Below are 15,041 nucleotides of genomic sequence, written 5' to 3'. Positions count from 1 at the left end.
GGAAGAACAACTTGAAGAAAAAAAAATACCAGAGTTATTACTATGACTGAACCACTTATCCCTATCACTAAAAAACATGCCCTAACCTTCGCTTGTTTTTTTGTAATGTATGAATTTCTAACGTATATAGCCAACGACATGATTATGCCGGGCATGATTCATGTCGTACACTCATTTAATGCGGATGAATCAACAATAGCAACTTCGCTGACTGTTTATATACTTGGTGGAGCAAGCCTCCAAGTTATTTTAGGCCCTATATCAGACAGCTATGGTCGAAGACCGATGATGCTGATCGGTGCATTTTTGTTTTTTATTTTCACTTTATTTATTGCCTGTTCCAACTCAATGAATCAATTTTTGATTGCACGCTTTTTTCAAGGGATGGGGCTATGCTTCATAGGGGTCATTGGTTACGCCACAATCCAAGAAATATTTGAGGAAATGGATGCTATTCGCATCATATCAATTATGGCAAATGTAGCAATTCTAGCTCCTTTATTAGGACCACTAATGGGTGCCATAGTCATTCACTATACTTCTTGGCGCTATATTTTCGTCACTATTGCTTTAGGCGCACTTATTGCTTTATGGGGTTTGTGGCGATACATGCCTGAACCAATAGGCCAGATTAAACGAAATGGAGAATTAACTCCCAAAGCAAAGTTCTCTGCAAAAAAAGTTTTTGAAAACTATAAACTCCTGTTTTCTAATAAAACATTTTGTCTTGCGACCCTGGCAGCAGGCACAGTTGGGATTCATTGTCTTGCTTGGATTGCATTATCACCTATTATTTTGATTGTTGAGGCAAAACTCACGATAATACAATACGCACTTTGGCAAATCCCAGTCTTTGGGGCAACCATATTAGGTAATTGGTTTTTACATCACCTAACTTATAGGTATCAAATCAAACAAATCATCCTGCTGGGTTGTATCATTATGGTTGTTGGTGCCATTTTAACATCTCTCGTTCCTTATCTGTTTGGGAATGCTTATTATTATTTGTTGCCCGGGACCATCATTTATTTTTTTGCACTCAGCATTATTAATGCGCCACTAAACAGATATTGTCTTTTTGTCACTCCTGTAAGCAAAGGTACTGCATCTGCTGTAATCAGCTTGGGAGTTATGGTTATTGGGGCAATGGGAACAGAAACTGGAAATTTATTTTACAAGCATCATAATAATCTTCATTTCGGACTCTATTGCAATGCCACAGAATTAATATTTTTTATATGTATAGGATTAATTTTTTTAATTGATAAAGACATGACTAATGGTGAGCATAAAATCCCGCCAGGTTAAAAATTCTTCGCTTTAACTTGCTTTTCCTGATTCTCTTTTTTTTCGTGCATTTATTGTTTCACAGCTTCAATTTAAATGCCTTGGTCATATTTATTTTTTACTGTCTCCATCACTATAAGAGAAAATGACACTTTTCAATCCAAAGCTTTATCTGCGTTATTGCAGATAAAGCTGCGGCACGTCAATTAATGGGTGCGTCTCTTATATCAATGGCGAGAGCCTCACCGTTTATGCGTGTTTATTATGTGCAGGGTGTGACTCTTTAAGCAAGAAAACTGCGATAAGTAAACTGACTAAAAAGCATATTGGCATAACCATTAAAGAAACCTGGTAACTTGCGATGCTGTATACATGCACTCCATTAACCAAATGCCAAGAATGAGTATGTTGTAATATATAACCGACCAAAGGCTGGAATATTGCTCCACCGATTAATACAGAAAGATTATTAAACCCCGAGGCAGTACCGACAAGATCTGGAGGGTTATTTTCTTTCACAACAGCAAAGCTTACCGTTTGCCCTCCTGCCCCCAAACCAAGTACAAACAAGATAAATGGAGCCCACCCATACGTTAATCCCGGAGCATACAATAATACTAATGTTGCCAATAAGCCTAAAACAGCACTAAGAATCAATGCTATTCGACGACTTTCAATGCGATCACTTAGCCAGCCAAGTAGAGGACTACCTACTCCGATGCCAATCCAAATCAAACTACAGAGTCCTGAAGCAGCAACAACACTAATTTGAAATTTTTCCTGTAAATAAGGAACCCCCCAAAGAGCCGCAAAGACAGCAATGGGTGTCCAAATCGCAAAAGCATATCCTCCTATTATCCAGGTATAACTATGTTTACAAACTGCAACAAGCCGCTTCCACTCTTCACGCAGATATTGTTCAGGTATAGGTTGATTTTGCTGATGAGGATAATCGCGAATAAAAAGCCAAAAAAATATCGCTAATATAAAACCAATAAAAGATAAAATAAAGCTTGCATTACGCCACCCAACGCCCTGAATTAGATAGGCCAATGGCATTTCCCCAAATATAGCTCCAACTGAACTCATTAACTGAGCCACTCCCGCCAAAATTGCAAAATAGTAAGGAGGAAACCAACGGGATAAAAGAACCAAAACACCTATGAAAGAAAACGCAGAACCAATTCCAATAAGAAATCTACCGATACAGGCAGTAAACATACTGTCCGTTGACGCAAAAAAGGCTGACCCCAAAGCACATAAAATAATAGCAAAAGTCATTAACTTACGTGGGCCATAACGATCGTACAATACCCCTGCTGGCAATTGAGTTGGTGCATACGCATAGAAGTAAAAAGCAGAAATAAATCCAAATCCCTGGCCTGTAACCCCAAAAGTCTTCATCATTGATTCGGCCATCACACTTGGCGCTACTTGTAAAATGAATTCATATAAATAAAATGATGCTGCCAGAAAGAAAATAAAATAAGCGGTTCCAAGTCGAGCATTTGCTCCTTGATGTGTATTATCAATATTATATGAGCTCAATTTAAGGTCACTCCGTTTGAAATTCCACATTTAAGCTTATACACATTTACTTTGTCAATATAATCTTAGTATATAAACAATATAACTATTTTAATAAAATAAAGAAAATATAAACTTTGACTAAATATTTGTAATTTCTAAATAAAAATTTCCATCTTATTCCTTGAAGAGTCTTCCAGTAATAGGTACGCTCCTAGGGGCTATAAAGCGTGAAACAGTTTTTTTCACATTTTTTCTTTTTAGGCTTCACTTTATTTATTGCATTAAACCTAAGGCGAATTGTTCTAATTTAAATCCTTTAATTCCAAATAGGATCAATTTTCCAAGTCAGTATGGGATATACTTATTATTTTCTGTTCTATTGCGAAAAGAGTATATGGCACACATAAAATGATCGTATTTATGATCTTTAAGGTTCGTATACAAACAATTAGAAAGGGGTTTACAACGACTCCATGAGTTAATCGATAAATTTGGATTAAAATTAGAGGAATATCCTGATAAGGTTGTGATTTTAAGCCCATGACTCTGTACTGAGCTTTATAATCACTAATGATAATGACGAGTTAAAACAGAAATTCTATTCTTGCTGTACCCAGTCATTAATGCAAATTCAGAAGCTTACACCTAAAACATAAAAAGAAACTGATGAATTGATTCAAGATGCCACAGTTAAACTAGAAAACTTGCTGTAGAGCAAAAATCAGTCGTTGAACCTCAGCTTAATCAATAAGAAGAATCTATTGAGGAGAAAAACTTAGTTTTTGCTAATTGGATAAATTGCACCTAATATAGAGGGATGAGTTGAACCAGTTATTGCTCTTAAGTCCAGAGGAATATAATTTATTGTTTGTGCAGCAAGCCAGGCAAACATCATTGCTTCTAAATAGTCTGGGTTTATGCCTATTTCTGCAATACTCTTTACCTCTGTTGCTGGCAATAATTGGTTAAGTATGTCCAATAAAGCAAGATTATGGGTACCGCCTCCACATAGGTACAAACTCTCAACATAATTTTTTTCTGTTAAAAGACTATTAGCAATCGTTTTTGCGGTAAACACCAGCAATGTTTTTTGCACATCCTCAGGCTTATAATCAGCACGTAAATGACCTTCCAACCATGCTAAGGAAAAATACTCTTTACCTATGCTCTTTGGTGATGAAAGATGGACAAAAGGATCTGACATTAGGATTTTAAGCAGAGGCTCAATGACGTCTCCTTGTCGTGCCCAATCGCCATCAGCATCGTAAGATTTTCCTCTATGCTTCATAATCCATGCGTCCATTAAACAATTTCCAGGCCCAACATCCCATCCTTTAACAGCTTGATTGGGGTAAATCAGTGTAATGTTAGCAATACCACCCACATTAACTACACCTGTAGGATTATTTTCATGTTTAAATAGTTCCTGGTGATAAATTGGTGCAAAAGGAGCACCCTGGCCTCCAAGTGCTATATCCCGCGTTCTGAAATCAGCCACTACAGTAATACCGGTTAATGTAGAAATAGTATGGGCGCATCCTAATTGCAATGTATATGGAATAGCGCAATTGGTATCGTGACAAACAGTTTGGCCGTGACTTCCTATAGCACAAATATCGCTGGGGGATAATTGTGCATCGTATAACAGCTGATTGACAGCACGAGCAAATTCTTTTCCGATTAATGTATTTAATTGACAAATAGAAGCAAGGCTTAAATTTAAGCCATCCAACAGAATATTAATACGATTTTTAACCTCATCGCTATAACTTATGGTTTTACCCAGAAGTAACTCATTTATAGAGATATCAACAAGTGCTGCATCAATACCATCCATACTAGTTCCAGACATTAAACCTATATATAAACTCATTAGTGGTTCCTCAGTTTGAAACAATTATAAAAATTTTCTGTTGTTATCGCCGCAATTTCTTCGACGTTCATACCTCGAAGTTCTGCCAGGGCTTCTGCTACATATTTCACTAAAGCAGGATGGTTTTGTTTACCTCTATAAGGGACTGGTGCCAGATAAGGTGAATCTGTTTCTATGAGTATTCGGTTTAAAGGGATTTGTCGAGCAACCTCTTGAAGAGCTGTTGCATTTTTAAAGGTAAGGATACCTGAAAATGAAATATAAAAATTCAGTTCTATGGCTCTACGAGCGATATCTAAACTCTCCGCAAAACAATGCATAACCCCACCAATCTGAGCCGCATTTTCTTCTATCATCAGCGCGATTGTATCTTCCGCTGCCTGACGTGTATGAATGATCAGTGGTTTTGCAGTCTGTAAGGCAGCTTTTATATGCTCTCTAAATCGATGACGTTGTACTTCTCGTGCTTCATCTGTATGTGTTCGATAATAATCAAGGCCTGTTTCACCGATAGCAATACATGCGGGATTCAAAGCTAAATCACACAATATTTCAGAAGTAACAGGAATATCCATATCAGTATTTGGGTGAACCCCAACAGAAATACTAATATTGGAATAATTCATGGCCAGATTTTCTAATTGCGGGTAATCACTTAACTCCACGCAAACACATAAAAAATGCCCCACATCATTAGCTTTTGCTTGTTCTAAAACATTTGTAATGTCATGATTAAAATCAGCTAAATCAAGAAAGTTCAAATGACAATGCGAATCAACTAACATGGGATGACCTCATTAAATGGCATAAAATGGTTTGGATCAATTATGTTTCTTCAGTGCTTTATAACTTTACTAACTTACTAAATTGTATCTGTTGTCTGGGATGATTTTAACATGCCTGCTAAATAGGTCTCTATTTTATTGCACAAATTACTGCTATTTTCTCCTACAAACTGTACCCCTATTCCAGGAATCTTATTACCTTGAGCACCTTGAGGTGTAATCCATACCACTTTTCCACCGACTTCGTATGACTCATCCTCTTCCATTAGTTTTATAGATAAGCTCACTATTGCACCAAACTCAAACTTGTGGTTCGTGCGAATAAATATTCCACCATGTTTAACAAAGGGCATATAAGCTGCATACAGCGCTGATTCATTAGGAAATATACAGTTGATCTGATGTTTATCCATACTTGATTTCCTTATTCATCAACAAAAACTCAATCCACTCTACTTACATAATGACTATTCACTGTGAATAGCCAACAAAAGATCCTCTAATGCTAAAGTTTGATTTACATTAATATTATGGCTTAATTTCATCTGCAATGCATTTATTCTATCAATTTGAGCAAAAATAATAATGGGGTTTAATAAAGTTGCCAAGCTTTGCAGCTGCTGAGTTGCAGGCCCAGCATTTATAATCCCATTAATTTGTATTATTTGAATTTGTGAATAAACCAGGTACAAAAACCACAATAGAGTATTCATCTCAAATTGACTCCATTGAGCAGCCACTATACACGGATGTGTCTTTTCTTTAATCACTGAAATCAAACCATCCAAGACAAACTCAGCTTGATTTATAATCACCGCTTGTTCTGACTCTTGGGGATAACGCTCTCCCAACTGCAGAAGATTAGATAAATCAACATATGATGCAAAATGCATTATCTGACATCGACTTAAAATTGTTGGCAATACGGTACTCAACTGCTGTGCCACCAGTAAAAACAAAATATGTTGAGCAGGTTCTTCCAAAATTTTTAATAGTGAATTTGCGGCAGAAATATTCATCCGTTCGACTGACTCAATCACAATCAAACGATGATTTGCTCGTTGTGGTGTTAAATAAGAATAATCGTGTAGCTCTCTTATTGTATCAATTTTTATTGAGCCCCCTCTTTTTTCTGGCTTAATCCAGTTCAGATCGGGATGTTCAGCGCAGAGAGCCATTCGGCAATCAATACATTCACCACAAGGTTTTGTTTCCATTTTACAAAAAACGAACTTAGAAAATCTCCTAATAAAATCAATCAGAGCACAATCTAATGAACCAACAAATAACATTGCTTGAGGCATGCGCCCATTTTTCCATGCAATCTGGATCTGCTTCCATTGAGCCAAATATTTTTCTTCTTTGGGATCATAACCGATCATGTTTGGTGCTCGATAAACTCATTTATTGCTTTTTGAAGAGCCAATTGTACATTCTTCAATGGAAGTGCTGCATTAATCCTGACTACATAGGGATTCATTTTGATATATTGAAGATAACTATCATGCACTCGATGAAAAAATTCAATTGATTGTTGCTCGATTCTATCAAGTGTCCCTCTTGATTTAACACGGCGCATTCCCTCTTCAGGACTAATATCCAGATACAAAGTCAAATCAGGTTTCAATCCTTGTAATGAAAATGAAGACAGATGCCTAATCATTTCTTGATCCAGTCCTCGACCTCCACCTTGATAAGCCATAGTTGACAATTCAAATCGATCAGCAATAACCCACATACCTTTTTGCAGCGCGGGCTCAATGACTTGTTTCAATAATTGGATTCTTGCTGTATATAGAAGTAATAACTCACTTCGATCATCCAAAACATCACGATACTCAGGATTTTTTATTAGATTACGTAAAATTTCACCTATAGCAGTCCCCCCTGGTTCACGAGTAGTGATTGTTTTAATCTGTCTTTCGGCTAAAAGGTCGACTACTGTATTCACTGCAGTGGATTTTCCCGCACCTTCCAATCCTTCGATAACAATTAACTTCCCCATTGAAGAGATCATTTTAAAAATCCTTTCGTTTATATTGGTTAATTGCTTGTTTTTGCTGTTGATAAGTTTCTGAAAACTGATGCGTTCCATCTCCTTTAGCAACAAAATATAAATAATTAGACAGCTGGGGATGAGCTGCTGCATCCAAGGACTCTTTGCCTACCATAGCAATAGGAGTTGGTGGCAAACCTCTATAACGATATGAGTTATAGGGTGAATCAATTTGCATATCATCATGCGATAGTTTTCCCGTGTAGGCAGCCCCTAAACCGTAGATTACGGTAGGATCCATCTGTAAGGGCATGCTTTTATTTAAGCGGTTAATCAATACTCCAGATATGAGCTTACGTTCTTGTGGATTAGCTGTTTCTTTTTCGATGATCGAAGCTGCCTTAAGCAATTCATAAGGGGTTTTATAAGGTAAATGCGGCGCTCTATTAGCCCAGCTCTTATTCAAATAATTCATTAAATTACGATGTGCATTCTCTAATAAACTTTTACCACTACTTCCACCTTGATATTGGTAGGTATCCGCGAGCAGTAATCCCTCAGCATTAGGATAAATGCCTTTTATATCATTCCAATCGCTAGTTTGATAGTTTAGATAAGCCGCTTTTGTTAAATCCTGTGCTACTTTCTGTTGGGTAGTCCCTGCAATAATTGTAAAATTTTGTGTTAGAACATCTCCATCTACAACTCGATGCAGTAGTTGTAGTGCCGTTTCCCCAGGTTTTATTTCATACACGCCCGCTTTAAGTTGTGATGAAAGACCCGTGTATCGAATCACCGTTAGAAGAGGCGTTCCTGCAGAAATTAAATTTCTTTCTTTTAAGGTTTGCACAAATTTCGAAGCCGTAGTAGTTCGATCAAGAGTGATTACTACCGGTACCCCTTGAACAGGAACCAGGGATTTTGTTATCTGGATATAGACATGCCCAAGAAAAAAAATGCAAGACATAAAAAACAGTATTGCAATAGAGAATAGCCACTTTTTATGTCTTAAAAATGTCATTTAGATTCGTTTAAATAAGAGACTACCATTAGTTCCGCCAAAACCTAATGAATTACTAAGAACATAGTTAACATTTCGTTCTTGAGGAGTATGAGGCACATAGTTTAGGTCACACCCTTCATCAGGATTATCCAAATTAATGGTTGGTGGAACAATTTGATCCCTTATTGCTAAAATACTGAATATCGCCTCCACTGCTCCAGCAGCGCCTAACAAATGGCCAGTCATCGATTTAGTAGAGCTAACCGCTAATTCATAAGCATGTTGTTTGAATATTCGCTTAATAGCTTTTGTTTCATTTAAATCATTTAGATAGGTAGAGGTACCATGCGCATTAATGTAATCAACTTGTTCTACATCAATATGCGCATCATGTAGAGCTGCTTCCATTGCACGAGCAGCACCATCAGCATCTTCATCAGGTGCGGTAATATGATAAGCATCCCCAGACATACCAAAACCTACGAGCTCCGCATAAATTTTTGCGCCACGGGCTTTTGCATGCTCATATTCTTCTAATACCAGAACCCCGGCACCCTCTCCCATAACAAAACCATCTCTATCCCTATCGAAAGGTCGTGATGCTTTCTCAGGTTCCTCATTACGTTTGGATAATGAACGTACTGCAGAGAATCCAGCTAAACACAGTGGAGTTAAGGTCATTTCCGCCCCACCGCATACCATAACGTCAGCATCACCATAAGTAATCATGCGTCCAGCAAGACCAATATTGTGGGTTCCTGTAGTACAGGCAGTAACTACGGAAATATTTGGACCTTTAAGCTGATGTCTAATCGAAATCTGTCCGGCAACCATATTAATGATACCCGCCGGAATAAAAAATGGGGAAACTTTTCGAGCTCCACCGGCAATAAGCTTATCTTGGTTATTCGTGATGGTTTGAATGCCGCCAATACCTGCACCGACAGCAACACCAATACGCGTTGATAGACTCGCATCTATTTTTAAACCCGAATCAAGAATTGCTTCGTCAGCAGCAGCAAGACCATATTGGGTAAACACATCCATCTTACGGGCATCTTTTAGCGGAACATAGTCCTCAATATTAAAATTCTTAACCTTGGCCCATATTCGTGTGCTGTATTCATTTGGATCAAATTCTTCTGCCAAAACAACACCACTCACACCGGCCAATATATTTTGCCAAGTATCTTTTACATTAAGTCCAACAGGAGTAATCATACCCATGCCAGTAATTACTACACGCCGCTTATTCAATGAAAGCTCCTTAAAACAATCTCTATCTTTCACATGCAACAGGAGAGATGAGATTAAGCAAAAAAATCAGTAAGTAGTCAGCCCCTATAGAGGAACAGTAATACCTGGTACATTTTGCGAGAAAATTTTCCTAAGCACTGCTTTATATTAAAACTTACATACTGCACTTACTTAGAAAAATTTTCTCACAACCTGTAGTCAAATCCTATCGTTCAAGCAAACATTGATATAGGGGATCTGAATGATTACAAATATTATGCTTCTTCTTTATTTAAATTAGATTCAATATAATCAATCGCTTCTTGAATTGTGGTGATTTTTTCAGCCTTTTCATCAGGAATTTCTGTTTCAAATTCTTCTTCAAGAGCCATAACCAATTCCACAGTATCTAAGGAATCAGCACCTAAATCATCAACGAATGATGCATCATTCTTTAATTCCTCTTCTTTAACACCCAATTGTTCAACAACAATTTTGCGAACACGCTCTTCAACTGTACTCATAACTTGATTTTCCTCTTTCGGTTGATAGAAATATAAAAACTATAGGTATTTTATCATACTACTTCCACTTAACTTTAACTGCTTGGCAAGAGCACCAGAATATTAACTTATCTTATAAGATCCGTTAATTATTTAAATTTAGCATCTAATCCAACCAAAAAAAGTCAAAGTTAAATGGAAGTGGTATAGTTTATTCATTTATACAGATAACGCAAGTGCATTAATTCATATACATGCCACCATTGACATGAATTGTTTCACCTGTGATATATTTAGCACTTTCTGATGCTAGAAAAGCAACTGCTTCAGCGATATCAGATGGTTCACCAAGCTTACGCATAGGAATTCTTTTTAACATTTCTTCTTTAACCATATCAGGTAATGACGAAGTCATATCAGTATCAATAAATCCAGGAGCAACAACATTAACAGTAATTCCTCTGCTTCCTAATTCTTGCGCCAAGGATTTACTAAAACCAACGATACCTGCTTTGGCAGCAGTATAATTGGCTTGGCCTGAATTGCCACTTGAACCAACAACTGAGCCAATAGAAATAATTCGTCCCCATCGTGCTCTAAACATCGACTTGATACAAATTTTAGTCATCTTGTATATGGAGTTCAAATTGGTTTCAATGACTTTATACCATTCATCATCATCCATACGTAACAATAAATTATCAGAGGTGATTCCGGCATTATTCACTAATATTGAAGGAGATTGGCTTTGATCATTCAGCTTCCCGACCACCTCTTCTATTTGTTCTGAATTAGTTACATCAAGCACCAAGCCATTTCCAGATAACTTTTCCTTCTCGAAATAAGCATTGATTGATTGAGCGCCTTGCTCTGTGGTTGCTGTGCCAAAAACAAAAGCTCCTTGTTGTGCTAACTTTAAAGCTATTGCCTGGCCTATTCCTCGGCTTGCTCCCGTAACTAAAGCAATTTTCCCCTCTAAATTGATCATTTAGTTTCCTCTAAATATATATTTTAACACCCAGCTCTATCTATGTTCATGCTTGTCTGAGGAACATAACCCAATGAGTAATGCATTAGATATTGCTACTTTTCAAATATTTTGGCATTTATGCAAATTGTTCCTCAACTTGTTCAAGACTAATAGTATCGTAAACACTGATGGTATTTAAACTCCTGTCAATTCGTTTAATTAACCCACCAAGCACTTTTCCAGGTCCGCATTCAAGGATCATCTCTATACCATTTTGTTTAAAAAGTTGTATTGTCTCGACCCATCGTACAGGACTATATAATTGCTCTTGCAATTTTTTACGTATATGTTCTGCTGAATGATATATACTCAAATCTACATTGCTAACAACATCAATTTTTGGTTTTTTGAATTCGATATTAGCTAAATATTCAGCAAAAACTTCCGCTGCATCAAATAATAAAGGGCAGTGACATGGCACACTTACAGGAATTATTTTAGCTAATCTCGCCCCAGCATCTTCAGCTAATCCCAAAATTCGTGTCACCGCGGGAGTATGACCAGCAACAACAACTTGTCCGATTGCATTATAGTTTGCCGGAGTAACTACTTCATTTGCTCGACTTGCTTGATCACATAAATCTTTTACTTGCTCATCAGTTAAACCAACAAGAGCAGCCATGGCGCCTAATCCTAAGGGCACTGCATTTTGCATTACCTGTCCTCTACGACTGACCAAACAAGCAGCATCAAACAATGATAAAGCATCAGCACAAACCAATGCAGCATATTCACCTAAGCTATGACCAGCTATGATACATGGTTGAACAATGCCTTGTTGCATCAATAACCTGTAGACAGCAACATCTGCTGTAAGCATTGCAACTTGAGTATGTTCTGTTTGATTAAGTTTTTCTTCAGGTCCATGTTGTATGAGTTTCCATAAATCATAGCCTACAGCCTCTGATGCTTCAGCAAAAGTCTTGACAATAATAGAATATTGAAACTCAAAATCAGCCAACATCCCTATTGATTGAGATCCTTGCCCAGGAAATACAAACGCCGTTTTTACCATGTTAAAAATAGCTCCGAACTAGATTTTAATTTAAATTTATAATTAATTAATAACGAATAACCATAGCTCCCCAAGTCATTCCACCACCAAACGATTCAATCAATAATAGCTCATCTCGCTTTATCTGATTGGTTTTAATAGAATGATCTAGAGCCAAAGGAATGGAAGCTGCCGAGGTATTACCTTGACAGCCTATTGTAACAATCACTCGAGACATAGGTAGATCTAACTTCTTCGCTATAGCTTGAATAATACGCATATTGGCTTGATGGGGAATTAACCACTGGATGTCTGACTTGGTTAATTGACTCGCCTCTAAAACCTCGTCAACAACATCCCCCATATATTTGACCGCGATTTTAAAAACTTCGTTGCCACGCATACTTATCATGGCTCGCTGGTTATCAAATGTTCCATTACTCAAGTTTAATAATTTTTCAGCGTCATAAGAAGCATGTAAGACACTTCCTACAATGCCTTGACGATCACTTGCACTTAAGACTACTGCACCGGCACCATCGCCGAAAAGAACACAAGTTGCTCTGTCAGTCCAATCCACTGCCCGGGACATGCTTTCACTTCCAATAACAAGAATATGTTTTGCTACACCATTCATAATGTATTGTTTAGCAATATCCATAACATAGACAAAACCACTACATGCGGCACCGACATCAAATGCTGGTATTGGTTTTTTAATCTTTAAGGCATGCTGTACATAACATGCTACCCCGGGGAAAAAATGATCTGGAGTGCATGTGGCAACCACAATTAAATCAATGTCATTGGCATCTAAACCTGATGCATTCAATGCGTGCTGTGCAGCTTGAGCTGCCATATATGATGTAGTTTCATGAGGTTGCGCAATACTACGACTGCTTATACCTGTTCTGGTGACAATCCATTCATCAGTGGTCTCTAACATTGACTCCAGTTCAAGATTGGTGAGTTGTTTCTCGGGAATATAACTTCCAGTGCCACTAATTACAGCATTCTTCATAACAGCAACCCTTGATTTATAAAATCATTTATTTGAGCACGCACTGAATCAATCACATTGTTCTTTACTTCCAGAATGGCTTGCTCTATGGCATGTTGAAATCCAAGTTCATTTGCTCCACCATGGCTTTTAACCACAATACCATTTAAACCGAGCATACTCGCACCATTATATCTAGAGGGATCGAACCGTTTTTTAAGATGCCTTAATGCTGGTCGTGCAATTAATGCAGAAAGCTTGGTATACCAGTTTTTATTGAATGATTCCATGAGTAAACTCACAAAAAGCTTTGCAAGGCCTTCACTGGCCTTTAGAGCAACATTACCCACAAAACCATCGCAAACCACTAAATCTACTTCCCCGGTATAAAAATGATCTCCCTCAACATAGCCCACATAATTCATTACTGAACATTCAGCAAGCATGTGTGCAGTACGCTTGACTTGATCATTTCCTTTCATTTCCTCTACGCCAATATTTAACAAGGCAATTTTAGGTTTGGGTTTATTAGCAACTGCTTGAACTAATGCGGATCCCATAACTGCGAACTGAAACAAATGCTCTGCACAAGAATCCACATTAGCGCCTAGATCAATAACCCAGGTCCTACCCTTTTGAGTTGGTAATTCAGAAACAATTGCAGGCCTATCAATACCAGGGAGTGTCTTAAGAACAAAACGTGCTGTAGCCATTAAGGCACCCGTATTTCCAGCACTAACACAGGCTTGCGCCATGCCTTCTTTAACCAGGTTAATTGCCACTCTCATAGAAGAGTCTTTTTTATTTCGCAAAGCATGCGAAGGCAATTCATCCATAGTTACTACTTCTGAGGCATGTACTATAGAAAATTGATCTGAGGATGAGACACCATATTTTTTTAAAAAAGACTGTACCTTATCATGAACTCCGACAAGTATCAGCTTTAATTCAGGATTATTTTTCGCAGCGCGAACACAGGCAGGAATCACTACGCTTAACCCATGATCCCCACCCATCGCATCAATTGCAATGGTGATATTTTTCAAGAAAATTACTCTTGTTCGTATACGGTATCAGTATCAATAATTTTTTTACCACGATAGTAACCATCTGGGGTCATGTGATGACGCAGATGTGTTTCACCAGTAGTTGCATCAACAGAAAGCGTTGGCTTTGTCAAGGCATCATGTGAACGACGCATATCACGACGTGAGCGTGATTTTTTATTTTGCTGTACAGCCATTGTATTACTCCTAAACAATTTGCATTCATAAAGCGTGAATATTAGTGTTAATTCAAGAAAATTTCAATAAAATTCACTTTGTTCCCATTAAAATTTGATTGATTTCACTGCTGCAATCACTGATTTCCGCATGAAATTGTGGGGCATAAAGATGTAATTCGTCAATAAGTATGTCTTCCAAACTTATTTGTAAATTAGCAGAAACAATGCACTCATAATGTTCGAGTATCTGTTCCGCACGTTCATCATTACGGCATACAGCAATCACAGTCTTATTATCATATGGAAAATTAAATTCGTCTAGACACCGCTGACATTGAATGGTTAACTCACCTGTAACGTGAAGATAAATGAGGTAAAAATCCTCTTTAGCTTCAACCTGATAAGTCACATGCAAATGACCTGGGGCAGTTATAAAATTCGGTAACCGTTCCTTGAGCTCTATTGTTTTATTTTGCAAGCCATGTTTGACCATTTCTTGTAAGTGAAGCATTATTATCTTATCCTAAAATGTTATATTTTTTGCTTTAACGGTGTAAAAGCAGTTAAACTCTATTTTAT

General features: G+C 37.5%; 16 protein-coding genes. 1 reads left to right on the top strand and 15 read right to left on the bottom strand.

Annotated elements, in window-relative coordinates; translation table 11 throughout:
* Window positions 1–42 precede the first annotated feature (42 nt).
* A complete protein-coding gene (locus EKG34_RS12625) occupies window positions 43–1,308 on the top strand; it encodes an MFS transporter (RefSeq protein ID WP_003631735.1) in 1,266 nt (421 codons plus the stop codon).
* Between the two features lie 228 nt (window positions 1,309–1,536).
* On the opposite strand, the gene EKG34_RS12620 is transcribed toward EKG34_RS12625, so the two are convergent.
* The 15 genes from EKG34_RS12620 to EKG34_RS12550 form a co-directional block, all read right to left on the bottom strand.
* The gene (locus tag EKG34_RS12620; protein WP_003631736.1) at window positions 1,537–2,835 is read right to left on the bottom strand and encodes an MFS transporter; all 1,299 of its coding nucleotides are present in this window, start codon (window positions 2,833–2,835) and stop codon (window positions 1,537–1,539) included.
* A 757-nt stretch (window positions 2,836–3,592) separates the two neighbouring features.
* Window positions 3,593–4,690 carry an anhydro-N-acetylmuramic acid kinase gene (locus EKG34_RS12615; RefSeq protein WP_012979074.1) on the bottom strand — a complete coding sequence of 366 codons (1,098 nt, stop codon included), beginning with the start codon at window positions 4,688–4,690 and terminating at the stop codon, window positions 3,593–3,595.
* Complete coding sequence (locus EKG34_RS12610; RefSeq protein ID WP_003631738.1) at window positions 4,690–5,475, bottom strand: TatD family hydrolase; 786 nt, start codon at window positions 5,473–5,475, stop codon at window positions 4,690–4,692. The genes EKG34_RS12615 and EKG34_RS12610 overlap by 1 nt, the downstream gene beginning before the upstream one ends.
* Before the next feature lie 77 nt (window positions 5,476–5,552).
* Window positions 5,553–5,888 (bottom strand): PilZ domain-containing protein, encoded by a 336-nt coding sequence (locus EKG34_RS12605; protein ID WP_012979073.1) that lies wholly within the window; start codon window positions 5,886–5,888, stop codon window positions 5,553–5,555.
* Between the two features lie 54 nt (window positions 5,889–5,942).
* Entirely contained in the window at window positions 5,943–6,857 is a 915-nt protein-coding gene (locus EKG34_RS12600; RefSeq protein WP_012979072.1) for a DNA polymerase III subunit delta' C-terminal domain-containing protein, read from the bottom strand.
* Window positions 6,854–7,492, bottom strand: a complete 639-nt coding sequence (gene tmk / locus EKG34_RS12595; protein ID WP_003631741.1) for a dTMP kinase — start codon at window positions 7,490–7,492, stop codon at window positions 6,854–6,856. The genes EKG34_RS12600 and tmk overlap by 4 nt, the downstream gene beginning before the upstream one ends.
* 1 nt (window position 7,493) lies before the next feature.
* Window positions 7,494–8,492 (bottom strand): endolytic transglycosylase MltG, encoded by a 999-nt coding sequence (gene mltG / locus EKG34_RS12590; protein WP_012979071.1) that lies wholly within the window; start codon window positions 8,490–8,492, stop codon window positions 7,494–7,496.
* Window positions 8,493–9,731, bottom strand: coding sequence for a beta-ketoacyl-ACP synthase II (gene fabF, locus EKG34_RS12585; RefSeq protein WP_012979070.1), 1,239 nt, complete (start codon window positions 9,729–9,731; stop codon window positions 8,493–8,495).
* Between the two features lie 254 nt (window positions 9,732–9,985).
* Window positions 9,986–10,234, bottom strand: a complete 249-nt coding sequence (gene acpP, locus EKG34_RS12580; protein ID WP_003631752.1) for an acyl carrier protein — start codon at window positions 10,232–10,234, stop codon at window positions 9,986–9,988.
* A 220-nt stretch (window positions 10,235–10,454) separates the two neighbouring features.
* Window positions 10,455–11,201 (bottom strand): 3-oxoacyl-ACP reductase FabG, encoded by a 747-nt coding sequence (fabG, locus tag EKG34_RS12575; protein ID WP_003631753.1) that lies wholly within the window; start codon window positions 11,199–11,201, stop codon window positions 10,455–10,457.
* A gap of 118 nt (window positions 11,202–11,319) precedes the next feature.
* Window positions 11,320–12,258: an ACP S-malonyltransferase gene (fabD, locus tag EKG34_RS12570; RefSeq protein ID WP_003631754.1), complete on the bottom strand. Its 939-nt coding sequence runs from the start codon at window positions 12,256–12,258 to the stop codon at window positions 11,320–11,322.
* A gap of 46 nt (window positions 12,259–12,304) precedes the next feature.
* Entirely contained in the window at window positions 12,305–13,258 is a 954-nt protein-coding gene (locus tag EKG34_RS12565; protein ID WP_012979069.1) for a beta-ketoacyl-ACP synthase III, read from the bottom strand.
* Entirely contained in the window at window positions 13,255–14,283 is a 1,029-nt protein-coding gene (plsX, locus tag EKG34_RS12560) for a phosphate acyltransferase PlsX (RefSeq protein WP_003631756.1), read from the bottom strand. The genes EKG34_RS12565 and plsX overlap by 4 nt, the downstream gene beginning before the upstream one ends.
* Window positions 14,284–14,288: 5 nt before the next feature.
* Window positions 14,289–14,480, bottom strand: coding sequence for a 50S ribosomal protein L32 (gene rpmF / locus EKG34_RS12555; protein WP_003631757.1), 192 nt, complete (start codon window positions 14,478–14,480; stop codon window positions 14,289–14,291).
* Between the two features lie 73 nt (window positions 14,481–14,553).
* Complete coding sequence (locus tag EKG34_RS12550; RefSeq protein ID WP_012979068.1) at window positions 14,554–14,973, bottom strand: YceD family protein; 420 nt, start codon at window positions 14,971–14,973, stop codon at window positions 14,554–14,556.
* Window positions 14,974–15,041 lie beyond the last annotated feature (68 nt).

Origin of the sequence: Legionella longbeachae (genome assembly GCF_004283175.1) — a bacterium.
Taxonomy (GTDB): Bacteria; Pseudomonadota; Gammaproteobacteria; order Legionellales; family Legionellaceae; genus Legionella; species Legionella longbeachae.
Note: the sequence above shows the minus strand (reverse complement) of the source record. Positions and strands in the feature narration are given on the sequence as shown.